Source organism: Oscillibacter sp. MSJ-31, assembly GCF_018918025.1.
GTDB lineage: Bacteria > Bacillota > Clostridia > Oscillospirales > Oscillospiraceae > Hominicoprocola.
Map to the genome: position 1 here is coordinate 85,722 of NZ_JAHLPT010000003.1, position 26,716 is coordinate 112,437.

Genomic DNA, 26,716 nt, shown 5'->3' on the forward strand with positions numbered 1-26,716 from the left:
GGCAGACCATGGAATTCAAGCTCCATGCGCCGTTTCAGGCGACCGGCGACCAGCCGGAGGCCATTGCCGCGCTTGCGCGCGGTGTCGAATTGGGACTGGACGAGCAGGTGCTGCTCGGCGTGACCGGCTCGGGCAAGACCTTCACGATGGCGAGCGTGATCGAAAAGGTCCAGCGCCCCACGCTGGTGCTGGCGCACAACAAGACGCTCGCCGCGCAGCTGTGCGCGGAGTTCAAGGAGTTTTTTCCCGAGAACGCGGTGGAATACTTCGTCAGCTACTACGACTACTATCAGCCCGAGGCGTATATCCCGCATACGGACACCTACATCGCCAAGGACGCCTCGACGAACGAGGAGATCGACCGCCTGCGGCTGAGCGCGACCTGCGCGCTGCTCGAACGGCGGGACGTGATCGTGGTCTCGTCCGTGAGCTGCATCTACGGCCTCGGCGAGCCGGACGACTTCGCCAAGCTGATGATCTCGCTGCGCCCGGGACAGACGATGGAGCGCGACGAGCTGCTGCGCCGTTTGGTGGAGGACCGCTACGAGCGCAACGACGTCGCCTTTGAGCGCAACCGCTTCCGCGTGCGCGGCGACGCGGTGGACATTTACCCTGCCTACTGGCGCGACCGCGCGGTGCGCGTGGAGTTCTTCGGCGACGAGATCGACGCCATCCGCGAGTTCCAGCCTGTGACCGGCGTGGTGACGAAGACCCTGCAGCACACGGTCATCTATCCCGCGTCGCACTATGTGACGACGAAGGACAAGATGGAGCGCGCCATCGAGGAGATCGAGCGCGAGCTGGAGGTGCGGGAGAAATTCTTCACCGACAACGGACAGGCGGTGGAGGCGCAGCGCATCCACCAGCGGACGAAGTACGACATCGAGATGATGCGCGAGCTGGGCTACTGCACGGGCATCGAGAACTATTCGCGCGTCATTTCCGCGCGGCCTGAGGGGTCTGCGCCCATGACGCTGCTCGACTACTTCCCCAAGGACTTTCTGCTCTTTGTGGACGAGAGCCATGTCACGCTGCCGCAGGTGCGGGCGATGTACAACGGCGACCGCGCGCGCAAGGACGCGCTGGTGCAGTACGGCTTCCGCCTGCCCTGCGCTTATGATAACCGCCCGCTCAGGTTTGAGGAATTTGAACAGCGTGTACATCAGCGCATCTATGTTTCCGCGACGCCGGGCGACTATGAGCGCGAGCGCGCGGGGCAGATCGTGGAGCAGGTCATCCGTCCGACTGGTCTGCTCGATCCGCGCGTGGAGGTGCGGCCCGTCACGGGACAGATCGACGACCTTGTGGGCGAGATCAACGCCCGCGCCGCGCGCAATGAGCGCGTGCTGGTGACGACGCTGACGAAGAAGATGGCGGAGGATCTGACGGAATATCTGCGCACGGTGGGCGTGCGTGTGCGCTATATGCACGCGGACGTGGAGACCATCGAGCGCATGGAGCTCATCCGCGACCTGCGGCTGGGCGAGTTCGATGTGCTCGTCGGCATCAACCTGCTGCGCGAGGGCCTCGACCTGCCGGAGGTGTCGCTCGTCGCCATCCTCGACGCGGACAAGGAGGGCTTCCTGCGCAGCGAGACGAGCCTTGTGCAGACCATCGGCCGCGCCGCGCGAAACGCGGATGGTCTGGTCATTCTCTACGCCGATACGGTCACGCCGTCGATGAAGCGCGCCATGGACGAGACGGAGCGCCGCCGCGCCATTCAGGACAAATACAACAAGGAGCACGGTATCGTGCCGCAGACCATCCGCAAGGACGTGCGCGAGATCCTTGAGATCTCCAAGAAGGACGAGGACGGCGCGCGCCGGCGCGGCAAGCGCAAGCTCTCGGAGCGCGAGCGGGACGAGGAGATCCGCAAGCTTGAAAAGCAGATGCAGGAGGCAAGCCGGATGTTGGAGTTCGAGTATGCCGCCGTGCTGCGCGACCGCATCATCGAGCTGCGCAAGGAACAAAAATAAAAAGAGAAAAAGCCATGAAAAAATACCTTCCCTATCTGAATATCCTCGGTGCGGCGGCCTGTTGGGGCTGCATCGGGCTGTTTAACCGCTTTCTGATGCGCGCGGGCATGGGCGCGGCGAACATCGTCGTCATCCGCAATTTCGGCGGACTTGTGCTGCTGACGCTCATTTTCGCGCTGCGCGAGCGGAGCGTATTCCATGTGAAAGCGAAGCACCTGCCCATCTTTTTCGGCACGGGTGTGGTGAGCATGGTCTTTTTTACGCTGTGCTACTTCAAGTGTCAGGAGCTGTGCTCGCTGGCGGTGAGCGCCATTCTGCTCTACACCGCGCCGGCGATGGTCGTGCTGATGAGCGCGGCGGTGTTCCGCGAAAGGATCACAAGGAAGAAGATTCTGGCGCTCGCGCTGGCGCTGCTCGGCTGCTCGTTTGTGACGGGCGTATGGAGCGGGGACGCGAGCGTGACGGCGGCGGGCGTGCTGTTCGGACTGGGCGCGGGCTTCCTTTACGCGCTCTACTCCATCTTCGCGCCGTTCGGCCTGCGGCACTATACGCCGTTCACCGTGGTGTACTGGACGTTCGTGTTCGGCGGGCTCGGCTCACTCTTCCTGCTCGACGCGGGCGAGATGCGCACGGTGTTCGCGGACGGGAGAATGGTCCTCGTCGCGCTGGGGCTGATCGTCATTTCGACGGTGCTGCCGTATCTGCTGTATACGAACGGCCTTGCCAGAGTCGAGAGCGGCAAGGCGAGCATTCTGGCGAGTCTGGAGCCGGTGGTCGCGTCGTTCGTGGGCATTCTCGCCTTCGGCGAGCCGGTGAGCTTGATGGTATTTTTAGGGCTGGGGTGCATCCTCGCCTGCGTGTATGTATTGAGGTGAACGAAGATGGCAAAGAATAAGGAAGAAAAGACGAATGTGATGCGCGCGCTCGAGCAGAAGAAGATCGCTTATACCGCGCACAGCTATCCGCACGAGGAGGGTGTGGCGGTGGACGGCGTGACCGTCGCGAAAAGCATGGGCTTTGATCCCGCGCAGGTCTTTAAGACGCTGGTGGCGCGGGGCGCGAGCGGACAATACTATGTATTTGATGTGCCGGTGGCGGAGAGCCTTGATCTCAAGAAGGCGGCGCGCGCCGTGGGCGAAAAGAGCATCGAGATGCTGCATCAAAAGGAGCTGCTGCCGCTCACGGGCTATGTTCACGGCGGCTGCTCGCCGGTGGGCATGAAGAAGCTGTTTCCGACGGTTTTCCACAGCTCGGTGGAAAACCTGCCGACGGTCATCGTGTCCGCGGGGAAGATTGGTTATCAGGTGGAGGTCAAGCCCGCCGACCTGATGGGACTGGTGCGCGCGGAGACGGCGGACATCATTGTGGAGTAAGAAACGAAAAAGTTTGGGAAAAACAAAATTTTTGCCGATTTATACAAGGATTGACATTAAAAAATGATTTGTGTATGCTATGACCGAAAACCGGCCTCGACACAAATAAACAGGAGCAAAAGGTAAACTATGCAGGAAAATATCATTGTCAAGGGCGCGCGGGAGAACAACCTCAAGAACATTGATGTGAGCATCCCGCGCGACAAGCTGACCGTCATCACGGGACTGTCCGGCAGCGGAAAAAGCTCGCTGGCGTTTGACACCATTTATGCCGAGGGACAGCGGCGGTATGTGGAAAGCCTGTCGTCCTACGCGCGGATGTTTCTCGGGCAGAAGGAAAAGCCCGACGTGGACTACATCGACGGCCTCTCCCCCGCTATCTCCATCGATCAGAAAACGACCTCGCAGAACCCGCGCTCGACGGTGGGCACGGTGACGGAGATCTACGACTATCTGCGCCTTCTCTGGGCGCGGGTCGGCACGCCGCACTGCCCGAACTGCGGAAAAGAGATCAAGCAGCAGACCATCGACCAGATCGTGGATCAGGTGATGGCGCTGGGCGAGGGCACGCGCATTCAGGTGATGGCGCCGGTCATCCGCGGAAAGAAGGGGGAGTACGCCAAAATTTTCGAGGACGCAAGGAAGTCCGGCTACGTCCGCGTGCGTGTGGACGGGAGTATGTACGATCTGAGCGAGGAGATCAAGCTCGAAAAGAACATCAAGCACAGCATCGAGGTCGTGGTGGACCGCCTCATTCTAAAGCCCGATGTGGTGCATCGCCTGAGCGACTCGGCGGAGACTGCCGCGGCGCTCTCGGGCGGACTGGTGCTCATCAACGTGCTCAATCCCGAGCAGGATATTCTGTTCTCGCAGAACTACGCCTGCGAGGACTGCGGCGTGTCCATCGAGGAGCTGACGCCGCGGATGTTCTCGTTCAACAATCCCTTCGGCGCGTGCCCGGCCTGTACGGGCCTCGGCAGCCAGCTCAAGGTCGATCCGGAGCTGGTCATTCCGAATAAGACGCTCTCCATCCTCGATGGGGCTATCTGCGCGTCGGGGTGGAACAATGTGCGCGGCGACGGCATCTCGAGGATGTACTTCGACGCGCTGTCGAAAAAGTATCATTTCTCGCTGCGCGAGCCGGTGGAAAAGCTCTCGCCGGAGGTCATGGACGTGATCCTCTACGGCACGAAGGGCGAAAAGCTGGAGCTGCACTACGATCAGCCGCGCGGCAAGGGCGTGCTCTACCAGCCGTTTGAGGGCATCGTCAATAACCTCGAACGCCGCTATCAGGAGACGCAGAGCGAGAGTGTGCGCGCGGAGCTGGAGGAGTGCATGAGCGAGTGCCCCTGCCCCGCGTGTCAGGGCCGCAGGCTGCGGCGCGAATCGCTGGCGGTGACGGTCGGCGGCATGGACATTGACACGTTCACGCGCATGAGCGTGACGGAGGAGATCGCGTTTGTCGATTCCCTCGCGCTTACCGAGCAGCAGCTGCGCATCGGCGAGCGCATTTTGAAGGAGATCAAAAACCGCCTCGGCTTTTTGCAGTCGGTCGGTCTGGACTACCTGACGCTTTCGCGCGCGAGCGCGACGCTCTCCGGCGGCGAGAGCCAGCGCATCCGGCTTGCCACACAGATCGGCAGCAGCCTGATGGGGGTGCTGTATATCCTCGACGAGCCGTCCATCGGACTGCACCAGCGCGACAACGACAAGCTGCTTGCGACGCTCAAGCGTCTGCGCGACCTTGGCAATACGCTGATCGTGGTCGAGCACGACGAGGACACGATGCGCGCGGCGGACTATATCGTGGACATCGGCCCGGGGGCGGGCGTCCATGGCGGGCGCGTCGTCGCGGCGGGCACGCCGGCGGAGGTCATGGCGAACGAAGCGAGCCTGACCGGTCAGTATCTGAGCGGGAAAAAGAAGATCGAAACGCCGAAAACGCGGCGCGCGGGGAACGGTAAGCTCCTCACCGTGCGCGGGGCGCAGGAAAATAACCTCAAGAACATCGACGCGAGCGTTCCGCTCGGGACGTTTACCTGCGTGACAGGCGTCTCCGGCAGCGGCAAAAGCTCGCTCGTCAACGAGATCATCTACAAAAAGCTGGGCGCGGACCTCAACCGCATGAAGGCGCACGCGGGAAAGCATCGTGCCATCGAGGGCGAGGAGAATCTGGACAAGGTCATCTGCATCGACCAGAGTCCCATCGGGCGCACGCCGCGCTCGAACCCCGCGACGTACACGAATTTGTTCAACGATATCCGCGACCTGTTCGCCTCCACGCCGGACGCGAAGGCGAGGGGCTACAACGCGGGGCGCTTCAGCTTCAACGTGCGCGGCGGACGCTGCGAGGCCTGCGGCGGCGACGGTCAGCTTAAGATCGAGATGCACTTCCTGCCGGACATCTATGTGCCCTGCGAGGTGTGCAAGGGCAAACGCTACAACCGCGAGACGCTGGAGGTCCACTATAAGGGCAGGAGCATCGCGGATGTGCTGGAGATGACGGTGGAGGAGGCGCTGGAGTTTTTCCGCGACCTGCCGAAGCTGGCGAACAAGCTCGAGACGCTGCGCGACGTGGGACTGGGGTATATCAAGCTCGGACAGTCCTCCACCACGCTCTCAGGCGGCGAGGCGCAGCGCGTGAAGCTCGCGACCGAGCTATCAAAGCGCGCGACGGGACGCACCATCTATATCCTCGACGAGCCGACCACCGGCCTGCACACGGACGATGTGCGAAAGCTCTTAGAGGTCTTGCAGAAGCTGACCGACGCGGGCAACACGGTGCTCGTCATCGAGCACAATCTGGACGTCATCAAATCGGCGGACTATCTCATCGACCTCGGCCCCGAGGGCGGCAGCGGCGGCGGCACGCTTGTCGCCTGCGGCACGCCCGAGGAGGTCGCGGCGTGTGAGGCGTCCTACACGGGGCAGTATTTAAAGAAGGTCTTATAAGCAGTTTCGCACCCTTTTCGGCGGTTTTTCATAAGCTGGCGCGAGAGGGGTGGAGAAATGCAGCTTTTGCAGGACGGCGTGATCGCGGCGCTTGCCGCGGTGGGGCTGGCGACGATCGTATGGTTCACCGTTACGGCGCTGACGCATCCGCGCGAGCGGGTGCGCAGCGAGACGGCGGTGATCGTGCCCGCGCGGGGCGCGGCGGAGGCGCTGGAGCACACGGTGCGGACGCTCGAGAGCGAGCGCTACGCCTCGGGTGACTTTTCGCGCATCATCATCGCGGACTGCGGCATGGACGAGGACGCGCAGCGCGTGGCGCAGCTACTGTGCCGCGAGAGCTTCGATGTGACGGTCTGCCCACAGGGCGATCTCGCGCGGCAATTCGACTGAACGAAAGAGAATGGAGAGAGGGACATGGGAGAGCGCACGACGGTCATCGGTACGATCCTCGCGGTCGTTTTCCAGAATGAGGAGAACGGCTATACGGTCGCGCGCATCGTCACGGACGACGGCGAGCCGGTGACGGTGGTGGGCTGCATCCCCTGCGCCGCGCCCGGCGAGGAGCTGATCCTGACCGGACGCTACACGACGCATCCGCAGCACGGCGAGCAGTTCGCCGCCGATGAGGTGGAGCGGCATATGCCGACGGGCGAGACGGAGATCCTGAACTATCTCGCCTCCGGCGTGGTGCGCGGCATCGGACCGGCGACGGCGCAGAAGCTGGTGGATCGCTTCGGCGCGGACACGCTCGACGTGCTCGACGGCGAGCCGGAGAAGCTCAAGACCATCAAGGGCATCACCGACAAGCGCGCACGGGAGATCGCGGAGAGCTGGCACGAGCTTGCGGGTCTGCGGCGCGTGCTGGACTTCCTGACGAAGTACGACCTGCCGGTGGGGCTTGCGATGCAGCTTTTCCGGCGCTACGGCGCGGACGCGATGGACGCGCTGCGGCGCAACCCGTATCTCCTCAGCGGCGAGGCGTTCGGCGTGGATTTTTCCGTGTCGGACGAGATCGCGCTGTCGATGGGCTTTTCGGGCGATTCCTCCTGCCGCACGGAGGCGGGGGTGCTCTTTGAGCTGAGCCACAACGAGCAGAGCGGCGGACACGTGTTTCTGCCGCGGGAAAAGCTGGTCGCGGCGACGGCGCAGCTGCTCGATGGGGATACGGATACGGTGGAAAAGGCGCTCGACGATCTGCTCGAACGCGGAAGCGTCGTGCAGGAGCAGGTCGCGAACGTAGAGGGCTGCTATCTGCGGCGCTGCCACGAGGCGGAGACCTATGTGTGTACGCGCGTGCGCGCCATGCTTGCCGACAAGCCGGACAAGCTGCGCGGCGCGAAGAAGATCATCGACGAGATCGAGCGCGGACAGGGCATCGAGTATGCGCCATTGCAGCGGCAGGCCGTGGAGCTGGCTGCGCAGGAGGAGCTGCTGATCCTGACCGGCGGGCCGGGCACGGGCAAGACGACAAGCGTGCGCGGCATCGTGGCGCTCTTTGAGCGCATGGGGCTGGATGTGCTGCTCTGCGCGCCGACGGGGCGCGCCGCCAAGCGCATGGGCGAGCTGTGCGGCAAGGAGGCGCAGACCATCCACCGCCTGCTTGGCATGAGCTGGAACGAGCAGACGGGCGATGTGACCTTTACAAAAAACGAAAAGGAGCCTTTGGAGGCGGACGCGGTGATCGTGGACGAGACCTCGATGGTCGATCTGGCGCTGATGCGCGCGCTGCTCGCGGCGCTGCGGCCCGGCTGCCGGCTGGTGCTGGTGGGCGACCCCGACCAGCTGCCGAGCGTCGGCGCGGGGAACGTGTTCGGCGATCTCATCCGCTCGGAGCGCGTTGCGACCGTAGCGCTCAAGGATATTTTCCGTCAGGCGGAGCGCAGCGCTATCGTGCGCAGCGCGCATCTGGTGAACGAGGGGCGGCTGCCGGAGCTGCAGAATACCGCCGCGAGCGATTTCTTCTTCCTCCCCCGCCGCGACAGCGCGCGTCTGGTGGACACAGTGGTGGAGCTGTGCAGAACGAGGCTGCCCGAAAAGATGCACATTCCCGCCGAGAGCATTCAGGTGCTCACGGCGACGCGCAAGGGCGACACCGGCACGGCGGCGCTCAACCGCGCCCTGCAGGCGGCGCTGAATCCCGCGGGTATGGGACGGCGCGAAAAGCGCTTCGGCGACCTTGTGTTCCGCGAGGGCGACCGCGTGATGCAGACACGCAACGACTATGATGTTTTATGGGAGCGCGAGGACGGCACGGCGGGCGCGGGCATCTTCAACGGCGACGTGGGAAAGATCTTGCAGATCGACCCGAGCGGCGAGCTGATCTCCATCGCCTTTGACGACCGCGTGGCGACCTACACGGCGGATATGCTCGCGGAGCTGGACATGGCCTACGCCATGACCGTACATAAGGCGCAGGGCAGCGAGTACCGCGCGGTGATCTTCGTCAGCGCGCCGGCGGCGCCGGGGCTGATGGTGCGCGGGGTGCTCTACACCGCCATCACGCGAGCGCGGGAGCTGCTGATCCTCGTCGGGGACGACGTGAGCCTTGGGAAAATGGCGGCGAACGACCGCCGCACGCGCCGCTACAGCGGTCTGCGCTGGCGGCTCGGGAACGGAGGGACGGTATGAGCCTGAAAGAAAAGCTGCTCGACCTGTTTTTCCCGCCGCGGTGCGCGTTCTGCCGCCGGACGGGCGTGCATGGCGTGTGCGCGGACTGCGAGAGGACGCTCCCCTACGCGAAGGTGCAGCTGTGCGAGGGCGCGGGCTTCGGGAGGTGCGCCTCTCCCCTGCTCTATGAGGATGCGGTGCGCGAGAGCCTGCTGCTCTTCAAGTTCCACGGCGCGCAGAGCGCCGCCGAGGGCTACGGCGAGCTGCTCGCCCGCTGCGCGGCAGAGGAGCTGGGCGGCCAGTTCGACACGGTGACGTGGGTGCCGGTGAGTAAAAAGCGCGAACACGAGCGCGGCTACGATCAGGCGTACCTGCTGGCGAAGGAAACGGCAAGGCATTGGGGTATCGAGCCGGTGCGGCTGCTGCGGAAAACGAGAAACAACGCCGCGCAGTCCGGGCTGTCCTCTGCCGCCGAGCGGCGGGGCAATGTGCTGGGCGTTTACACGGCGGAAAATATTGACAAGATCCGCGGCGCAAAAATTCTGCTCATCGACGATATTCTGACCACCGGAGCGACGCTGAGCGAATGTGTGCGCGTGCTCAGGGAGGCCGGCGCGGCGGATGTGGTGTGCGCGACGCTCGCCCGCGCCGTGACGGAAAAGGAAAAGGACGGCGCAAGGCGCGGGACACCGGTGTGATTTGGCACACGCCCTGCGGCACATAGATGCGGCAAAATCACACACAATGCTATTGCAAAACCGTTTTTCAGCCGCTATAATAGAAAAGCAAGCGAGAAAAAATGCGGATATTTCCGCCGGAATACAAAGGAAAATGAGAGAGGTAGCATTATGTGTTCACTGGCAAAGGACATCGGTATCGACCTCGGTACCGCGTCGGTTCTGATCTATGTAAAGGACAAGGGCATCGTGCTCAACGAGCCGAGCGTGGTGGCCATTGATAAGGATACGGGCAAGCTGCTGAAGGTCGGCGCGGACGCGCAGGCCATGCTGGGCCGCACGCCCGGCAACATCGTCGCGATCCGCCCCCTGCGCGAGGGCGTTATCTCCGACTACGAGGTGACCGAGCGGATGCTCAAGGAGTTCATCCACAAGGTCATGGGCTTCCAGTTCTTCAAGCCGCGCATCATCATCTGCGTGCCCTCCGGCATCACCGAGGTCGAGGAGCGCGCGGTCATCGACGCGGGCATTCAGGCGGGCGCGCGCCGCGTGTACCTCATTGAGGAGCCGGTCGCGGCGGCCATCGGCGCGGGCATCGACATCACCCAGCCCGACGGTCACTTCATCATCGACATCGGCGGCGGCACGAGCGATATTGCGGTCATCTCCCTCTCCGGCGTGGTCGAGAGCGCGTCCATCAAGGTCGCGGGCGACCAGTTCAACGAGGCGGTCGTAAAGTATATGCGCCGCAAGCACAACCTGCTCATCGGCGAGCGCACGGCGGAGGAAATGAAGATGAGCATCGGCTGCGTCTTCCCGCCCGAGGAGGAAATGACGATGGAGATCAAGGGCCGCTGCCTGCTCACGGGCCTGCCCAAGCTCATCACCGTGACCTCCACCGAGATGATGGACGCCTTTGAGGAGCCGGTCGAGCGCATCATGGAGGCGGTGCATCAGGTCCTCGAACGCACGCCGCCCGAGCTGGTGGCTGACATTTCCAGCAACGGTATCGTGATGACCGGCGGCGGCAGCCTGATCCGCGGCTTTGATAAGCTGGTCACGGCGCGCACGGGCATCCACACGGTCGTGGCGGAGAATGCCATTCAGTGCGTTGCCGAGGGCACGGGCAAGAGTCTCGAAAGCGTCGGCGAGATGAAGGACGGCACGATGAACCTGAGCCGCCGCAAGCAGATCAACTGAACAGAGAGCAAAGGGGGCTTCGACCGGCTGGTCGAAGCCCCTTTTCCCTTTTACGGAGGAAGGGCGCGGCCATTTGGCTGCGCCCTTCTGCCTTATTTCTTTTCGATGACCTTGAGGACCTTTTCGTAGCACTCCTCGGCGAGCGGGATGGCGTGGGCCAGCATGGCCTCGCCCTTGTGGCAGCACTCGTCCGCGTACTCCTTGTCCTTGAGGGATGAGAGGTTGATGAGGACGTTGAGCCACGCGCTCTGCATGGCAGTCTTGAGCGTCAGCGCCGCAATGCCGAGGTCGCTCACGACATTCGGATTGGTCGTGCCGACGAGCGTTGCGAGCAGGTCGATGGATTCCAGACAGACCTCCATCATCGTCAGGGGGACCTCCGTGCAGTTGCGGAAGCTCGCCTGCACCGCGCCGCGGCGAATGGCCTTCTGGGCGTCATTCTCCTTGGGCAGGGCGAGGGATTCGATGAGCACGTCGAACACCTCGCTGTCGCGGTTCATCACGTCCACAAAGCGCTCCTTCAACTCGTTGCCCTTGGCGATGGCGTCGAGAATGCGCTCACGGTCGTCCTCAAAGCCCTTTTTGGAGAGCGTGAGGCCGTTGACCATCATGGTCAGCGCGACGCCGATGCCGCCCGCCAGACCCGCGACCGCGCCGCCGCCGGGGGCGGGCGCGTCGGAGCCGACCGCGTTGATGAGCTCTGTGACCTTCATATCCGCAATTTTCATGGAAAGACCCTCCTTAGGGGCGTGTAAATTTTAGAACAGGCCCGTGATCCTGCCGTTTTCGTCCACGTCGATCTTCTCGGCGGACGGGACCTTGGGCAGACCCGGCATGGTCATAATGTCGCCGGTCTTGGCGACAAGGAAGCCCGCGCCGGCGTTGACCTTGAGGTCGCGCACGGTGATCTTGAAGCCGCGGGGCGCGCCGAGCTTGCCCGCGTCGTCGGAGAAGGAGAACTGGGTCTTGGCCATGCAGATGGGCAGATTATCAAAGCCGAGGTCGGTGAGCTGCTTGAGCTGCTTCTTCGCGGGGGCGGAGATGATGACGCCGTCAGCGTGATAGACCTTGGTGGCGATGGCGTTGAGCTTGGCCTCGATGCTGTCGTTCACGTCGTAGACGTACTGGAAGTGGTCGGGCTCCTCGCAGAGGCGGACGACCTCCTCGGCGAGCGCCTTGCCGCCCTCGCCGCCCTTGGCCCAGACCTCGCTCAAACGGACGTTGACGCCCAGCTCGCGGCACTTGCTCTCGACGAGCGCAAGCTCGGCGGCGGTGTCGGTCGGGAAGGCGTTGACGGCGACGACGCAGGGCAGGCCATAGACGTTCTTGACGTTGTCAACGTGCTGGAGGAGGTTCGGCAGACCCTTTTCAAGGGCTTCGAGGTTCTCATTGTTCAGCTCGGCCTTGGGCACGCCGCCGTGGTACTTCAGGGCGCGGACGGTGGCGACGATGACGACGGCGTTGGGATGGAAGCCGGCGGCGCGGCACTTGATGTCGAGGAACTTCTCGGCGCCGAGGTCGGCGGCGAAGCCTGCCTCGGTGACGGTGTAGTCGCTCAGGCGCATGGCCGTTTCCGTGGCTTGCAGGGAGTTGCAGCCGTGGGCAATGTTGGCGAACGGGCCGCCGTGGATGAAGGCGGGCGTGCCCTCGAGGGTCTGAACAAGGTTGGGCTTGATGGCGTCCTTCAAGAGCGCGGCCATCGCGCCCTCGGCCTTGAGGTCGTGCGCGGTGACGGGCTGATCGTCATAGGTGTAGGCGACGACCATCTTGGCAAGGCGCGCCTTGAGGTCGGCGAGGTCGGAGGACAGGCACAGCACCGCCATGATCTCGCTGGCGACGGTGATCTCAAAGCCGTCCTCGCGCGGCACGCCGCTGGCCTTGCCGCCGAGACCGTCGATGATGTGGCGGAGCTGACGGTCATTCATATCGACCGCGCGCTTCCAGACGATGCGGCGGGGGTCGATGTTCAGGGCGTTGCCCTGCTGGATGTGGTTGTCGAGCATGGCGGCGAGCAGGTTGTTCGCTGCGCCGATGGCGTGGAAGTCGCCGGTGAAGTGGAGGTTGATGTCCTCCATCGGGACGACCTGGGCGTAGCCGCCGCCCGCCGCGCCGCCCTTGACGCCGAACACGGGGCCGAGGGAGGGCTCACGCAGGCAGACCATGGTCTTCTTGCCGATTTTGTTGAGCGCGTCGGCCAGGCCGACGGAGGTGGTGGTCTTGCCCTCACCTGCGGGCGTGGGGCTGATGGCGGTGACGAGGATCAGCTTCGCCTTGCGGGGCAGCTTGCGGATCTCGGTAAGGTCGAGCTTGGCCTTGTACTTGCCGTAAAGCTCGAGGTGCTGCTCGTCGATGCCGGCGGCAGCGGCGATCTCAGTGATGGGCTTCATTTCGTGCGCCTGGGCGATCTCAATATCGGTCATGTGAAGGTACCTCCTGATACAATATGTTAAAAAGTGCGGTTTTCCCGGTCGGATAACTTGTGAGTATTGTACCAAAATGCAGGAGGAAGGTAAACAACTTTCACGAGCCACTTTTTCGGTATCGGTTAAAAATTTTAAGCGTTCGGTCGGCGAGGGCTTACAGCGTGATGCACATGGGCTCGTCGAGGGTGACGGGGCCGCCGATGGCGGCGGAAACGACCGCGCCGCCGCGGCGCTCGATGCTCGCGCGGACGACGCCCGCGGGCTGGAAATAGTCCTGCTCAAAGAGACCGTCCGCGAGCCCTGTACTCTCGGCGACGGCGCAGGCGATGGTGCCGCTGCCGCAGCTCCCCTCCCAGATGAGGGTGCCGGTGTCCACGACCTTGACGAGCGGCGTCATGCGGTGGCTCGTGCGGTCGAGGAAAATGACGCCGTAGGCGTCCAGCCCCTCAATGGCGGAAAACAGCGGCTCGGCGGCGCGGAAGAAGTCCTCGCTCGGCGCGACGCCCTCGATCACGAGGTGGGCGATGCCGGCGAGGTCGACCAGCGTGCCCGCATGGCCCTCGACCTCCGCCGCGCGCACGGCGCGCGGGAGCGGCATTTCGGCGCGGGCGGCGCCCCGCGCAAGATCGACCGCGGCGGTGACGACGTGATCGCAGCCGCTGACGCGGAGACTTACTTCGGAGAGACCGCCCCGCTGCCGCGCGACGTACATCGCATAGGCGCGGGTGGCGTTGCCGCAGAACTCGCCGCCCATCATCTCCATGCGGCCGTCGGTGTCCGCGTCCGCGGGGCAGGCAAAGCCGACCTGATCGATCTTCATATCGGGCAGCCGGCGCATCAGCTCGGCGGCGAGCGCCGCGCGGCGCTCCCTTTCGATGGGGTCGAGGACAAAAAGCGTGATGTTTCCGGCGGGATCGGCGCGCAGGACGTTGAGCTTCATAGAGATGCCTCCTTGCTTTTTTCGTATGCCGCTTAAAAAAAGAAGGTGTAAAGTCTTGGAATGACTTTACACCTTCTCGGGGAATGTGTCAACTCGGAAAATTACTCAAAGTCGGGGATATACTCCTTGACGATGTCGAGCAGCTCGCCGGAGCGGATCATCTTCTCCACCGCGCGGATGTCGGGCCAGATCTCGCGGTCCACTTCGTAGAACGCGACTTCCTTGCGGACGTGCTGGTAGATGGCTTCGTGCAGCGGGGTGAGGCCCTGACCGTGGGTGTTCAGGCGGCGGCGGATGTCGATGGCCTGGCAGGCGGTCAGCAGCTCGTCGGCGAGGACGTCCTGCGTGTTCTGCAGGATCATCTTGGCCTTACGGGCGGCGGTGGTGCCCATGGAGACGATGTCCTCCTGGTTGGCGGAGGAGGGGATGGAGTCCACGGAGGCGGGATGCGCGTAGACCTTGTTCTCGCTGACCATGGAGGCCGCGGCGTACTGGACGATCATGAAGCCGGAGTTGACGCCCGCCTGCGTGGTGAGGAAGGCGGTCAGGCCGTTGCTGAGCGCGGGGTTGACCATGCGCTCGGTGCGGCGCTCGGACGCGTCGGCGATCTCGCTGGCGGCGATGCCGAGGAAGTCGAACGGGAGAGCCATGGGCTCGCCGTGGAAGTTGCCGCCGGAGATAACGGCCTCGTCGTCGAGGAACATCAGCGGGTTGTCGGTGACGGCGTTGAGCTCGATCTCGACCTTCTCACGGACGTACTCGAGCGCGTCGCGGCAGGCGCCGTGCAGCTGCGGGATGCAGCGCAGGGCATAAGCGTCCTGCACGCGGTCGGACTGGCAGTTGTCGAGGATCTCGGAGCCGGCGAGCAGCTTGCGCATATTCGCGGCGACGAGCATCTGGCCCTTCTGGCCGCGCACCTGATGGATGCGGGGATCGAAGGCGTTGCGAAGGCCGGTCAGACCCTCCATGGACAGGGACGCGATCACGTCGCCGAGCTGGGCGGCGCAGATGGAATCGTACAGGGCCAGCGCGCCGACGGAGGTCATCGCACAGGTGCCGTTGGTCATGCCGAGGCCTTCCTTGGACACGAGCGTGTCGAGGGTGGCAATGCCGGCCTTGGCCATCGCCTCCGCGCCGGTCATCTTCACGCCCTCATACATGGCCTCACCCTTGCCGAGCATGGGCAGCGTCATGTGGGCGAGAGGCGCGAGGTCGCCGGAGGAGCCGAGGGAGCCCTTCTGGGGAACGATGGGGGTAACGCCCTTGTTGAGCATCTCGAGAAGCATCTCAACGAGGAGGGGGCGCACGCCGCTCACGCCGCCGCACAGGGCGTTGGCGCGCAGGAGCATCATGCCGCGCACGATCTCGTCGGCATAAGGCTCGCCGGCGGCGGTGCAGTGGCTGAGGATCAGGTTGGTGGAGAGCTGGTTGCTCATCTCCTTGGGGACGGCGACCTTCTGGAACTCACCGAAGCCGGTGGTGATGCCGTAGGCCACGCGGCCCTCGGCGGCGATCTTCTCGGCGAGCGCACGGGACTTCTGCATCGCTTCGAGAGCGGAAGGGGCCAGCTCGACCGTGGCGTTGTAGCGCGCGATGGCGACAAAGGATTCAAGCGTCAGGCTGTGGCCGTCGACCACAACGTGCTTGATCGCGGTGGGATTCATGATCATGGTAGTTGCCTCTTTTCTTAATAGTTGCCGAATGGCACGATCTCGATGCTGTGATGTGAGAAGTTTTTTCCGGAGGCTGTGCTTCGATAGACGTCTGCCCATGACGTCCGGCGCACCTGCCGGTGAGTTGACTCAGCCAAAGGTGGTGTGGTTTGGTTGATGGCTTTAGGATAGCACAAATTTTGTGCAAAATCAATAGGAATTGCTGTTAATTTTTCTGTAATATTGTGCGGCATCACTATATTACGGCGCTGTGCTGCTGTGCTATCACAGACCGAACGAAAATCGGCGGAGAAAAGAGAGGGCTGCGGCGCGGGCGGAGCATGGAAAAGGACCGCCGGTGTTCCGGCGGTCCTTTGTGCGTTATTTCTTTTTCCGTTTTTTGGAGGCCTGCTTCGGGGCGGCTTCATAGTCCAGTACGCGGATGGCGGGGTTTTTCCCCTTCGCCAGCTTGATGATGGCCTCCGCATCGGAGCGGGTGAAGAACAGCGCCTTTTCCATCGAGCTGTAGCCGATGTGCAGACGGATCAGATCCGGGTGCTTACGGTCCTCGGTGACGATGGAATTGATCTGCTCCCAGGGGAAGAAGTCGTACTGGGTCGTGATCTGCATCTGATAGAAGATCTCAAGTCCGCGGGTGGTGACCACGGCGTCCTTCTTCGTCAGAAGCGTCAGCGTATACAAAACTGCAAATCCGAGAGAGATGACCGAGAGCGGAAGGTTGCTCCGCTTGGACATCAGGCCGAACAGCAGCAGGAGGACGACCAGTATCCAGCCGCCGACGGTGACCCACTTTTTCCGCGGCTTGGGCGGGCGCGAAACGTAGATCGGGGGCGGAACGGATTCCCAGGGAAGCGTTTGTCTCACGGCGGCAGTTCCTTTCTAAAACGGGGTAAGGCGTGCGTGCGGGACGCACGCCTTATGTAAGAAGTAAATTACGCGTTGATCTTGGGGGCCTTGCCGGCAGCGCGACGAGCCTCGAGGTTCGCAACGGCCTTGGCGTGAGCCTCTTCGGGAGCACCGGCGGGCTTGCCGGCCTTGGTCTTGCCGAACAGGTTGGTGTAGGAACCGTCAGCCCAGAAGATGTTGCGGCCGAGCATGGCGGTGACATAGGCATAGATGGGGTTGAGCAGGTTGACGAAGGCATAGGGGAAGAAGACGAAGGAGCTCATGCCGAGCACGCCCTGCTGATAAGCGCCGCAGCCGGTCCAGGGGAACATAACGGCCCAGAGGGTACCGGCGTCTTCCAGCGTACGGGAGAGCATGTTGCGGCCGAGGCCGAGCTCATCATACTTGTCAGCATAGATGGGGGCGGGAACGCCAATGCCGAGGAACTGGTCGCACATGGTGGCGTCGCAGAAGATGGAGGTCAGCAGGGTGGCGAGGATCAGGCTGCCAACGGAGTGGATCTTGTGCTTGAGGCCGCCGAAGAGCTTCTCGATGCAGCCGCAGCGCTCGAGGGCGCCGCCGTAGGCGAGCGCGACGAGGATGAGGTTGATGGTCCACATCATGCCGTCCATGCCCTTGGCCTTGCCGAGGATGGAGTCAGCGACCGCGTTGCCGGTCTCGACCGCGTTGCCGTAGTGCAGAACATCGAAGATGTCGCCGAGGGAGTAGCTGTAGAAAATGTCGGTGGACTGGAAGATGAGCATGAAGACGACCGCGGTGGCGACGGAGATGGCAATGCCGACCAGGCCGGGCACGCGCAGGATGCACATCACGATAACGACGATGATGGGGAGGAGCAGGATGGGGCTGATGGTGAAGGCGCTGCGGAACGCTTCCTGGATGCCTTCGGCGACTGTAGCGTCATACGCGCTGGTGTCAACGTTCAGGCCAAGGATCGTGTAGAGAATGAGGGAGAGCAGCAGGGTCGGGCCGGTGGTGGAGACCATCGCGGTGACGTGATCGAACAGGCCGGTCTCCGCGACGGCGGCGGCGAGGTTGGTGGTGTCGGACAGAGGGGAGAACTTGTCGCCGACATACGCGCCGGAGATGATCATACCGGCGGTAATGGGGGCGGGGATGCCGAGGCCGGCACCGATGCCGAGGAAGGCAAGGCCGATGGTGGCGGTGGTGGTCCAGGAGGAGCCGCAGGCCATGCCGACGATGGCGCAGAGGATGCAGCCAACGGGCAGGAACAGCTTCGGGGTCAGCAGGTCAAGGCCGTAGACGATCATGGTGGGGATCGCGCCGGAGAGCATGAAGCTGGTGACCAGGAAGCCGACGGTGGCGAGGATCAGAACGGCTTCCATGGAGGCCGCCAGACGCTCGATCATACCGGCGAGCATTTCCTTGAAGCTGTGGCCGCAGATCGCGCCGACGATGCAGGCGACGATGATGGACATGACCAGGGGCAGGTGCGCGTCATGATAGCCGGTTTCGGAATGACCGTGGAAGCAGTAAAGCATGAACCCGATCATCGCCACGATGGGAACTAACGCCAGAATAAAACTGGGTTCCCGAACGGTTTTCTTTTCGTTTGCCATGAATGATACCTCTCTCTTTAAAAATAAGATTTTAGTTTGTTGCGTAAGCTCGAACGATACCTGAGACAACCGCCGCCGCACGGCGGAGATCATCCCCACACACAAGGTCTCTTCCGATTGCCCTCCTTTCTGCATAACAGATCAGTGCAACAAGCTGTGGACGCTCCGTATCCGGGAGGGAGCCCCGTATGCGGAGTTGGAAACGAAACCGCGCCGGCGGCCGCCGTTGGGCAAACGGCGCTTCTCACCTGCCGCGTTGCGCTTTCGTTCCGGTTCGGTCCCACAGACGCCCGCTCAGGCGTTCTGCGCGGGGATCATCGTCCGGTTTGACAAAATCACCGTGCTCTGCGGAACCAGCTTTTGTATTATATCATAGGCGTTCACAAAAAATCAATAAATTTCCGGATTATTTTTGCTTTTTTCTGTAACTTTTGACGATACTAAGGCGCTTTACTGCTCTGCTAATTAGCGAAAGCGGCAAAACCGAAGAAAGCCCCTGCCGTTTGGCAGGGGCAGATCCGACCGGGAAAGACTTATTCGTGTGCGTGCTTCTCCTTCATGCGCTTGAGGACGATCTTGTAGCCGTCCGCGCCGTAGCTGATGCACTTGTTGACGCGCGTGATGGTGGCGGAGGACACGCCGATCTCCTTGGAGATCTGGGAGAAGGTGTTGCCCGCCTCCAGCATTTCGGCGACCTGCAGGCGCTGGGTCATGGCCTGGATCTCGCTGAAGGTGCACAGATCGTCGAAGAAGCGGTAGCACTCCTCAAGGTCCTTGAGCGAGAGAATGGCTTCAAACAGATGATCGGTCTCCTCCGACTTCATCTTGCTTCCGTACATAACAGGTCCTCCTTACAGAACTGAATTTGGGGGCTGCGCGGGAAAAGGGTCAAGCCCTCTGCGCGGCGCGCAGGGAGCGCTTGAGCATATCGAGCACCGGCGGGGTGACGAAAGCCATGGCGACCGCGGTGACCGCGCCGGAGACGATGCGGATGCCGACCTTGCCGAACACATAGGCGTAGGTGTAGTAGCCGTAGATCACGCTGTCGAGGTAGATCGCGCCGGTATTGAGAAGCGTGACGACGAGCGAGGTGACGATCAGCACGCCGACGAGCTGCCTGCGCGAGAGTTCATAGCCGCAGCGCTTGGCGTACAGACCGATGAGCAGACCGCGCACCGCGGGCGGGATGATCCACAGCACGGTGGTCGCGGTGACGCCGTAGGTCATCAGCTGGCCGAGAAAAGCGCCGACCAGACCGACCATCAGCCCGCCGCCCGGACCGTAGAGCAGAGCGCCGACGATGATGGGCAGGGCGGAAACGGAAATGTTGATCCAGCCGAGGCGGATCGTGCCGACGGTATTGAGCACGACGTAGACGGCGACCATCATGGCGATGACCACCAGCTTGCGCGTGGACATGGAGCCGAAGCGGTTGACGACGATGAGCGCGGCGACCAGCCCGACAAAGCAGGCGGCCATGCAGAGAACGATGGATGTGGGCGACATGAGACGATTCCTCCTCAAACAGTTTGAGCTTCCGCCGCGGGCATTCATTATCCCGCGCGGAGCGTGGCAGCTTGGAGAGGGCACAGATGACCCCCCTCCCCTTACGGCAGGAGCCACGCAGAAAAGAGGTCTCATGTCTCTTCTGGAGTGGCGAGCGGAATGCGAAAGCCATACTGCAAACCAGGGTTTTTCGTCCGCCGGGCAACTTCCCGTCCCGACGGCACTACGCGCCCGTTGGGCGCAAACACATGACTTCCTACTCTGCCAAAGCGTATTTTTGTGTAAAAATACACATATAGAATAGCAAACTCTCCGCCCATCGTCAAGCAATTTCACACGGGAAAGCGCGGTTTTTCCGCGAATTTTCTTTTTTAAGGCGAGGGCGCGTTTATTTCTTACAAAACACGCGGATGCGGCGCGGCTTTTTTCTTGACATCGCGGCGCTTTTTTTGCTATCCTACAAAATAGGACGACAAATGGGCCGGCCCGCGCGCCGCCCGTCTGCACAACATTTCCGGTCATCATTAAAGAGGAGGAACTTTCATCATGATCAAGGAAACCATGGCTTACCTGTCCCAGTACGATCCCGAGGTCGGCGCGACCATTGAGAACGAGTACCACCGCGAGCAGCGCAACATCGAGCTGATCGCCTCGGAGAACATCGTCTCCCCCGCCGTTATGCTGGCGATGGGCACCTGCCTGACCAACAAGTACGCCGAGGGCTATCCCGGCAAGCGTTACTACGGCGGCTGCTACTGCGTCGACGAGACCGAGGAGATCGCCCGTCAGCGCGCCTGCAAGCTCTTCGGCGCCGAGCACGCAAACGTCCAGCCCCACTCCGGCGCGAGCGCGAACCTCGCGGCCTTCAAGGCAATGCTCCAGCCCGGCGACACCTACATGGGCATGAACCTCGCCCACGGCGGTCATCTGTCCCACGGCAGCCCGGTCAACATCTCCGGTCAGTATTTCCATCAGGTCCCCTACTCCCTCAACGATGAGACCGAGCAGATCGACTACGATGAGCTCTATCGCATCGCGCAGGAGTGCAAGCCCAAGATGATCCTCGCGGGCGCCTCCGCCTATCCCCGCAAGATCGACTTTGCCAAGTTCCGTGAGATCGCCGATTCCGTCGGTGCGTACCTCATGGTCGATATGGCGCACATCGCCGGCCTCGTCGCTGCGGGCGTCCACATGAGCCCCGTGCCCTATGCCGACGTGGTCACCTCCACCACGCATAAGACCCTCCGCGGCCCCCGCGGCGGCCTGATCCTCTGCAAGAACGAGATCACCAAGAAGAACATCGAGACCGGCGAGATGGAGACCATCAACCTCGCCAAGAAGATCGACTCCGCCGTGTTCCCCGGCACGCAGGGCGGCCCGCTCGAGCACATCATCGCCGCCAAGGCCATCTGCTTCGGCGAGGCCCTCAAGCCCGAGTTCAAGGCCTACGGCGAGCAGGTCGTGAAGAACGCCGCCGTCCTCGCCGACGGCCTGATGAAGGAAGGCTTCCGTCTCGTCTCCGGCGGCACGGACAACCACCTGATGCTCGTTGACGTCCGCAACTTCAACATCACCGGCAAGGAGATCGAGCGCCGCCTCGACGAGTGCTTCATCACCGTCAACAAGAACGCCATCCCCAACGACCCCGAGAAGCCGTTCGTCACCTCCGGCATCCGCGTCGGCACCCCCGCCGCCACCACCCGCGGCCTGAAGGAAGAGGACATGAAGGAGATCGCCCGCATCATGGGCATGGTCGCCCGTGACTTCGAGGGCAATAAGACCGCCGCGCAGGAGGCCGTCGTCGCCCTGACCAAGAAGTACCCCATCTACGAATAAGCGTAAGACAGCCGAAGAGGTCCCGGAAACGGGACCTCTTCTTTCCTATGCCAGCACGGTTTCGGCAAAGCCCGCGGCGAAGAGCCGCGCGGCGGCAAGCGCCTCATCGAGCGAGTTGCCCGCCGTGCCGACCTCGATGAGCAGAGAGCCGGCTGTGACCTGCTGGTTGTAGCGCGAGTTGCGCACCGTGACGGGACGCATGAGCGTGGGGTATTTTGCGTACAGCGTCTCCTGCACGGCGCAGGCGAGCTTGAGGTTCTCGCGCCAGTCGGGGTGCTCCAGCCCGCCGCCGGACGAGCCGATGACAAATTCCAGCTGAGCGGCCCCCGGCTCCTCGGCGCACAGGAGCTTGTAGTTGTTGCCCTCGCTGTCGGCTACGGCGTCGCGGTGAACGTCTAAAATGTAGAGGAGCGAGGGATACTCCGCGCGGTATTTCTCAATGGCGGCGAGCGAGCGGTTGTACGCGCCGGAATAGTTGGGGTAGTCGTAGAGCTCGCGGTCGTGGAGCACGCCGAGACCGGCGTCCGTCAGGACGCGGGCGATCTCGTCGCCGACGCGGATCATGTTCTTTTCTTTTTCGAGCGTGCGGTGGTCGTCGCTCGCCTCGTACTCCTCCCCTGCCGGCATGGTGTAGGCCTCCGTGCCGTGCGTGTGGACGATGAGCACCTGCGGGCCGTCGGCGGGACATTCCGCTGCGGTGGGCGCTCCCGTGAGCTGCGAAGCGTCCAGCGTACACTTTGAGCCGTTGTTGATGCAGACGTTCCCCAGCACCGTATAGCCGCTCGGGTCGCCGACCCGGAGCGTGCGGGACGGCACGCCGTTGTCCGCGCCGCGCGGAACGGTCTCCCCCGTCTGTGCGTCGGAGAGCGTTGTGCCCTCGTGATCCTCGGTGTCGGGCTTCGTTTCGTCGGGCGGGAGCTGCAGCTCGCTCGACCACGCCTGCGTCACCTCGCTGCGCGCGTCGGCAAGGATGGGCGTCAGACTCAGCGCGAGCGATGCGCCGAGGGAGAGCTCGTCCGCTTCCTCGCCGCCCATCTCGTAGCGCAGCAGGGCGAGCGGGAGCGCAGTCTCCTGCCGCAGCCGTTCGGCGGCATCGGACAGGCTGTGCGCCGTGGCGGCCACGCCGACCGTCCAGAGCGTCAGCGCCGTGAGCGCCGCGGCGAACGCGATGCGCGGGACGCCGCGCAGCCTGGGTTTCCGTGGTATCTTCTGCATGATCGTCACCTCGGGACAAACCTATGCGACCGGCGGGACGGATATTCCGGGCAAAAATATTTCGGAAAAGCGCGGGAAGGGCTTGACTTTGCGCTCTTTTTTTGTATAATAGTAGAGCTTATGGTTTCACCATAGGCATATCCTTGCTCACACGAAGGACGTGTGGGCCATCAGTCCAAAAGGAGGTGCAAGAAATTGGCTAAGATTTCCGCTAACTATGAGGTCGTTTTCATCATCGACCCCGCACAGGGTGAGGAAGGCGTTGCCGCGCTGACCGAGAAGTTCAAGACCCTGGTGGAGCAGAACAGCTCCGCGATGGAAGTGGAGGAGTGGGGCAAGCGCAAGCTCGCTTACGCGATCAACTACATTACCGAAGGCTACTATGTGTTGATCTCCTTCACCAGCGCGCCCGAGTTCCCCAAGGAGCTGGACCGTATCCTTCGCATTACCGACGGCGTCATCCGTTCCATGATCGTCTGCAAGGACGAATAAGGAGGAAAGAATATGTCACTCAATCGTGTCGTTATCATGGGCCGTCTGACCCGTGACCCCGAGCTGCGCCGCACGCAGACCGGGACGGCCGTGACGTCCTTCTCCCTCGCCGTGGACCGCGACTTCAAGAGCCGCGAGAGCGGCGAAAAGGCAACGGATTTCATTGATGTCGTTGCCTGGCGCCAGACCGCCGAGTTTGTCTGCCAGTACTTCGCCAAGGGCCGCATGGCCGTGGTCGAGGGCCGGCTGCAGATCCGCGACTGGAAAGATAAGGACGGCAACAACCGCCGCAGCGCGGAAGTGGTTGCCGACAACGTATATTTCGGCGACAGCAAGCGCGACGGAGCCTCCGGCGGCGATTATGCGCCCCCGGCCTACGGCTCTCCCGCTTCCACCTACTCCGCCCCCGCGGGCGGCGGCTTCGCCGAGATCGAAGAGGACGGGGAGCTCCCGTTCTGACAAAATCTATAAAGGAGGATACTTCCATGGCTATGGAACGCGAAAACAAGGCCCCTCGCGCCGGTGCTCCTGCGAACCGCAAGCGCCGCAAGGTCTGCCAGTTCTGCGTTGACAAGTGCGAATATATCGACTACAAGGATGCCGCCAAGCTGCGCCGCTTCATTTCCGAGCGCTCCAAGATCCTGCCCCGCAGGACCACCGGCACCTGTGCCATGCATCAGCGTCAGCTGACTGAGGCGATCAAGCGCGCCCGTCAGATCGCTCTGCTGCCCTTCGTCACCGAATAACTGCAAACGAAAAAGAGACACGCGGTGCGTGTCTCTTTTTTTGTCCGGAGCAGGCGCTGCGCGGCGAGCGATCTGCCTTAGCGGCGGCAGGACGGACGGCGCAGCTGCGCCGCGCAAGTGTTCTGCGGAGCAAAAGCTTGGCAGAGGGGCAATTCATTTGCCCCGGGCGTTTTAATACCGGAGGGTGGAGCCGCCGCCGGCGACGGCGAAACCCAAAAAGAAAAGCATCGCAAGGCGATGCTTTTCTTTTTGGTGCCTCGTCGGGGATTCGAACCCCGGACACCCTGCTTAAAAGGCAGGTGCTCTGCCGACTGAGCTAACGAAGCGAAGGTATGAAGGCAGCGGAAAACGCTGTTATTCTCTGGCAGGGATGGCTGGATTTGAACCAGCGAATGAGGGAGTCAAAGTCCCTTGCCTTACCGCTTGGCTACACCCCTATAAGGGAAAAGAAAGGGGATCGGGACTCTATTCCCGATCCCGCTCTTTTTGTGGGGTGGGTAAAGGGACTCGAACCCTCGACACCCGGAACCACAATCCGGTGCTCTAACCAACTGAGCTACACCCACCACATATCTGGTATCACAAGGGAAGCCTCGCCGCAGGCCACTTTGGGGAAAATGGTACGCCAGAAGGGATTCGAACCCCCGGCCTACTGCTTAGAAGGCAGTTGCTCTATCCTGCTGAGCTACTGGCGCAAATGGATGGAGCAGGTGACGGGAATCGAACCCGCATCCCCAGCTTGGAAGGCTGGTGCCCTGGCCATTGTGCTACACCTGCAAGAGCCCTCCGCAACCTGTCAGCTTTTGCATGATAGCACGGAAGAGGCGTAATGTCAAGATGGAATTTTATACTTGCATCGCAAAATATGCGTTTTTCGGCATTCGCGATGAAAAATTGCTTGCAACCGCGCGGAAGTCATGGTATCATACCATAGTATGCAGCGGTATCGAAGTGGTCATAATGGGGCTGACTCGAAATGCGCGTTGGCTCTGGCCGTTTTCTCCGCTGAAAACCCTTGATTTATAAGGGTTTTCGCCGGATCGAATTTCAAAATTTCATATTGTTCTTGCGTGTTTTTCTTGCATTTTCTCAGCGCACGGAAAACAGTTGAGATATACGGAGGGCTATCGAAGAGGTCATAACGAGAACGACTCGAAATCGTGGTCGCTACTCGGTAGCTCCCCAACCGGAATCCCTTGATTTTACGGGGTTTTTCGGGTATCCTTAACTTAATATTTTTCTTTGTTCTCCCCATCAGTTCTCCCCGTTTTCCGAGGTGCTGATGTTGAGATAAATACGGAGCGGTATCGAAGTGGTCATAACGGGACTGACTCGAAATCAGTTGAACCGCAAGGTTCCGTGGGTTCGAATCCCACCCGCTCCGCCAGAAACCTCGCCAGTAGTCGGTTTTTCCGGCTACTGGCTTTTCTTTTTCAATTCTGCGCAAAGCCCAAGCCGTTGAGCATTGCATCCGCAGAGGTCAGCTTTGAGCTGTAATCCAGATGTGCGTAGATGTTTGCCGTAGTTGAAAAGTCGCTATGACCAAGCCACTCCTGAATCTGCTTCATAGGCACACCGTTTGCCAAAAGGAGCGAAGCACAGCTATGCCGGAGATCGTGATACCTGATCTGTCTCATGCCGTTTGCCTTGAGAAGCTTCGGAAAGCTCTCTGTGACGTAATGCGGCTTGATCAGATCGCCAATCTCGTTGACACATACATACTCAAGGTAGTCCTTGATGTAGCTGCGTCCGCACAGGCGGCGGTTTTCCTGCTGCTCTTCTTTCAGAGCAAGAAGGCGTTCTCTCATGAACGGAACAAGAGGCAGTGTTCTCATACTCGATTTGGTCTTGGTGGTGTCCGAAGCGACCAGAATGCGCTTGCCGTCCAGATCACAGGAAGTAACCGTGTGCCGGATCGTGATGGTGTTCTGCTCAAAGTCAATGGCATCCCATTTCAGACCGATTGCCTCACTCCGGCGCAGACCGTAGAATGCGCCAAACAGGATCGGCAATTCGAGCTTGGTTCCCTTTGCGGCTTCAAAAAGAGCATTGACCTCTTCGGCATCATAAAAACTGCCAACATAGCGGTCTTTCTTCGGACGCTCAACCTTATCAGCCGGGTTTACATCGATCAGGTCAATCTTCACGGCATACTTGAGTGCCTTATGAATGTTGGCATGATAATGGATGACCGAGGAAGCGCTGACACGCTCAAGCTCACTCAGATAAAACTCCTGAATATCCTTTGCGGTCAGATTCTTGAGTGTCACTTCTTTATCACGGAAGTACGGCGATACGATTTTCTTAACCGTGGTCGAGTACGAGGCAAATGTCGGGACTGCAACCGAGCTTTTGATGATGTCGAGCCACTTTTCCATATAGTCCGCGAACAGAATGTCTCCGTTCATGACCTTCGGCTCTTCGGGATTGAAATTGCGTCGTGCGTCCATCAGGATCGCCTCGGCGCGTTTTTTGTTTCCCTTGACAGCAAGTCCGGTAGAAATCCACTTGGTCTTTCGCTTTCCAAGCGAGTCAGTGTAGTTCAACACGGCGTAGTAATATCCGCTTTTTTCGCGGAGATGTCCTGCTACCATAATTATCCTCCTTCTTCGTA

Annotated in this window: 24 protein-coding genes, 6 tRNA genes and 1 riboswitch; of the genes, 13 read left to right on the top strand and 17 right to left on the bottom strand. The window is 61.6% G+C overall.

Annotated elements, in window-relative coordinates:
• The first annotated feature begins 8 nt into the window (after window positions 1–8).
• The 8 genes from uvrB (at window position 9) to KQI17_RS03660 (ending at window position 10,785) form a co-directional block, all read left to right on the top strand.
• Window positions 9–1,976, top strand: coding sequence for an excinuclease ABC subunit UvrB (uvrB, locus tag KQI17_RS03625; protein ID WP_216494867.1), 1,968 nt, complete (start codon window positions 9–11; stop codon window positions 1,974–1,976).
• Window positions 1,977–1,990: 14 nt separating this feature from the next.
• Complete coding sequence (locus KQI17_RS03630; RefSeq protein ID WP_216494868.1) at window positions 1,991–2,851, top strand: DMT family transporter; 861 nt, start codon at window positions 1,991–1,993, stop codon at window positions 2,849–2,851.
• A gap of 6 nt (window positions 2,852–2,857) precedes the next feature.
• Window positions 2,858–3,349 carry a Cys-tRNA(Pro) deacylase gene (gene ybaK, locus KQI17_RS03635; protein WP_216494869.1) on the top strand — a complete coding sequence of 164 codons (492 nt, stop codon included), beginning with the start codon at window positions 2,858–2,860 and terminating at the stop codon, window positions 3,347–3,349.
• A 129-nt stretch (window positions 3,350–3,478) separates the two neighbouring features.
• Window positions 3,479–6,301 (top strand): excinuclease ABC subunit UvrA, encoded by a 2,823-nt coding sequence (uvrA, locus tag KQI17_RS03640; RefSeq protein WP_216494870.1) that lies wholly within the window; start codon window positions 3,479–3,481, stop codon window positions 6,299–6,301.
• A gap of 57 nt (window positions 6,302–6,358) precedes the next feature.
• Window positions 6,359–6,691, top strand: a complete 333-nt coding sequence (locus KQI17_RS03645) for a hypothetical protein (RefSeq protein WP_216494871.1) — start codon at window positions 6,359–6,361, stop codon at window positions 6,689–6,691.
• 24 nt (window positions 6,692–6,715) lie between these two features.
• Window positions 6,716–8,929, top strand: a complete 2,214-nt coding sequence (locus KQI17_RS03650) for an ATP-dependent RecD-like DNA helicase (protein ID WP_216494872.1) — start codon at window positions 6,716–6,718, stop codon at window positions 8,927–8,929.
• Window positions 8,926–9,606 (top strand): ComF family protein, encoded by a 681-nt coding sequence (locus tag KQI17_RS03655; protein ID WP_216494873.1) that lies wholly within the window; start codon window positions 8,926–8,928, stop codon window positions 9,604–9,606. Before KQI17_RS03650 ends, KQI17_RS03655 begins: the two co-directional genes overlap by 4 nt.
• Window positions 9,607–9,756: 150 nt before the next feature.
• The gene (locus KQI17_RS03660; protein ID WP_216494874.1) at window positions 9,757–10,785 is read left to right on the top strand and encodes a rod shape-determining protein; all 1,029 of its coding nucleotides are present in this window, start codon (window positions 9,757–9,759) and stop codon (window positions 10,783–10,785) included.
• A gap of 92 nt (window positions 10,786–10,877) precedes the next feature.
• Here the strand turns inward: KQI17_RS03660 and KQI17_RS03665 are convergent, their stop codons facing one another.
• The 9 genes from KQI17_RS03665 to KQI17_RS03705 form a co-directional block, all read right to left on the bottom strand.
• Window positions 10,878–11,513 carry a cyclodeaminase/cyclohydrolase family protein gene (locus KQI17_RS03665; protein WP_022017829.1) on the bottom strand — a complete coding sequence of 212 codons (636 nt, stop codon included), beginning with the start codon at window positions 11,511–11,513 and terminating at the stop codon, window positions 10,878–10,880.
• A 30-nt stretch (window positions 11,514–11,543) separates the two neighbouring features.
• Window positions 11,544–13,205: a formate--tetrahydrofolate ligase gene (locus KQI17_RS03670; RefSeq protein ID WP_022017830.1), complete on the bottom strand. Its 1,662-nt coding sequence runs from the start codon at window positions 13,203–13,205 to the stop codon at window positions 11,544–11,546.
• Window positions 13,206–13,362: 157 nt separating this feature from the next.
• Window positions 13,363–14,148, bottom strand: coding sequence for a hypothetical protein (locus KQI17_RS03675; RefSeq protein ID WP_216494875.1), 786 nt, complete (start codon window positions 14,146–14,148; stop codon window positions 13,363–13,365).
• Window positions 14,149–14,249: 101 nt separating this feature from the next.
• Window positions 14,250–15,818: a histidine ammonia-lyase gene (gene hutH, locus KQI17_RS03680; RefSeq protein WP_216494876.1), complete on the bottom strand. Its 1,569-nt coding sequence runs from the start codon at window positions 15,816–15,818 to the stop codon at window positions 14,250–14,252.
• Window positions 15,819–15,835: 17 nt separating this feature from the next.
• Window positions 15,836–16,228, bottom strand: coding sequence for a hypothetical protein (locus KQI17_RS03685; protein WP_216494995.1), 393 nt, complete (start codon window positions 16,226–16,228; stop codon window positions 15,836–15,838).
• A complete protein-coding gene (locus tag KQI17_RS03690) occupies window positions 16,182–16,685 on the bottom strand; it encodes a hypothetical protein (RefSeq protein WP_216494877.1) in 504 nt (167 codons plus the stop codon). Before KQI17_RS03690 ends, KQI17_RS03685 begins: the two co-directional genes overlap by 47 nt.
• Before the next feature lie 68 nt (window positions 16,686–16,753).
• A complete protein-coding gene (locus KQI17_RS03695) occupies window positions 16,754–18,307 on the bottom strand; it encodes a Na+/H+ antiporter NhaC family protein (RefSeq protein WP_216494878.1) in 1,554 nt (517 codons plus the stop codon).
• Window positions 18,308–18,840: 533 nt separating this feature from the next.
• The gene (locus KQI17_RS03700; protein WP_216494879.1) at window positions 18,841–19,146 is read right to left on the bottom strand and encodes a YerC/YecD family TrpR-related protein; all 306 of its coding nucleotides are present in this window, start codon (window positions 19,144–19,146) and stop codon (window positions 18,841–18,843) included.
• Window positions 19,147–19,195: 49 nt separating this feature from the next.
• Window positions 19,196–19,813 (bottom strand): folate family ECF transporter S component, encoded by a 618-nt coding sequence (locus KQI17_RS03705; RefSeq protein WP_216494880.1) that lies wholly within the window; start codon window positions 19,811–19,813, stop codon window positions 19,196–19,198.
• Between the two features lie 149 nt (window positions 19,814–19,962).
• A riboswitch (THF riboswitch) is annotated at window positions 19,963–20,079 on the bottom strand.
• A gap of 280 nt (window positions 20,080–20,359) precedes the next feature.
• On the opposite strand from KQI17_RS03705, the gene glyA reads away from it, so the two are divergent.
• Window positions 20,360–21,649, top strand: a complete 1,290-nt coding sequence (glyA, locus tag KQI17_RS03710) for a serine hydroxymethyltransferase (protein ID WP_022017837.1) — start codon at window positions 20,360–20,362, stop codon at window positions 21,647–21,649.
• A gap of 45 nt (window positions 21,650–21,694) precedes the next feature.
• Here the strand turns inward: glyA and spoIIP are convergent, their stop codons facing one another.
• Window positions 21,695–22,864, bottom strand: coding sequence for a stage II sporulation protein P (gene spoIIP / locus KQI17_RS03715; RefSeq protein WP_216494881.1), 1,170 nt, complete (start codon window positions 22,862–22,864; stop codon window positions 21,695–21,697).
• Window positions 22,865–23,059: 195 nt separating this feature from the next.
• On the opposite strand from spoIIP, the gene rpsF reads away from it, so the two are divergent.
• Genes rpsF through rpsR form a run of 3 tightly spaced genes read left to right on the top strand, consistent with a single transcriptional unit; the run spans window position 23,060 to window position 24,102 of the window.
• Entirely contained in the window at window positions 23,060–23,356 is a 297-nt protein-coding gene (gene rpsF, locus KQI17_RS03720) for a 30S ribosomal protein S6 (RefSeq protein ID WP_022018020.1), read from the top strand.
• Window positions 23,357–23,368: 12 nt separating this feature from the next.
• Window positions 23,369–23,815 (top strand): single-stranded DNA-binding protein, encoded by a 447-nt coding sequence (locus KQI17_RS03725; RefSeq protein WP_022018021.1) that lies wholly within the window; start codon window positions 23,369–23,371, stop codon window positions 23,813–23,815.
• A gap of 26 nt (window positions 23,816–23,841) precedes the next feature.
• Window positions 23,842–24,102, top strand: a complete 261-nt coding sequence (gene rpsR, locus KQI17_RS03730; RefSeq protein ID WP_022018022.1) for a 30S ribosomal protein S18 — start codon at window positions 23,842–23,844, stop codon at window positions 24,100–24,102.
• 250 nt (window positions 24,103–24,352) lie between these two features.
• Here rpsR and KQI17_RS03735 read toward each other — a convergent pair.
• From KQI17_RS03735 to KQI17_RS03760, 6 genes are all read right to left on the bottom strand, one after another.
• Window positions 24,353–24,428 (bottom strand) — tRNA-Lys (locus KQI17_RS03735).
• Window positions 24,429–24,464: 36 nt separating this feature from the next.
• A tRNA-Gln gene (locus tag KQI17_RS03740) sits at window positions 24,465–24,539 on the bottom strand.
• 52 nt (window positions 24,540–24,591) lie between these two features.
• Window positions 24,592–24,668, bottom strand: a tRNA-His gene (locus tag KQI17_RS03745).
• Window positions 24,669–24,720: 52 nt separating this feature from the next.
• Window positions 24,721–24,797, bottom strand: a tRNA-Arg gene (locus KQI17_RS03750).
• A gap of 7 nt (window positions 24,798–24,804) precedes the next feature.
• A tRNA-Gly gene (locus KQI17_RS03755) sits at window positions 24,805–24,879 on the bottom strand.
• Between the two features lie 178 nt (window positions 24,880–25,057).
• Window positions 25,058–25,357, bottom strand: a complete 300-nt coding sequence (locus tag KQI17_RS03760; protein ID WP_216494882.1) for a hypothetical protein — start codon at window positions 25,355–25,357, stop codon at window positions 25,058–25,060.
• 43 nt (window positions 25,358–25,400) lie between these two features.
• Between KQI17_RS03760 and KQI17_RS03765 the strand changes: the two genes are divergently transcribed.
• A tRNA-Ser gene (locus tag KQI17_RS03765) sits at window positions 25,401–25,489 on the top strand.
• Between the two features lie 46 nt (window positions 25,490–25,535).
• Here KQI17_RS03765 and KQI17_RS03770 read toward each other — a convergent pair.
• Window positions 25,536–26,696, bottom strand: coding sequence for a site-specific integrase (locus KQI17_RS03770; protein ID WP_216494883.1), 1,161 nt, complete (start codon window positions 26,694–26,696; stop codon window positions 25,536–25,538).
• Between the last annotated feature and the right edge of the window lie 20 nt (window positions 26,697–26,716).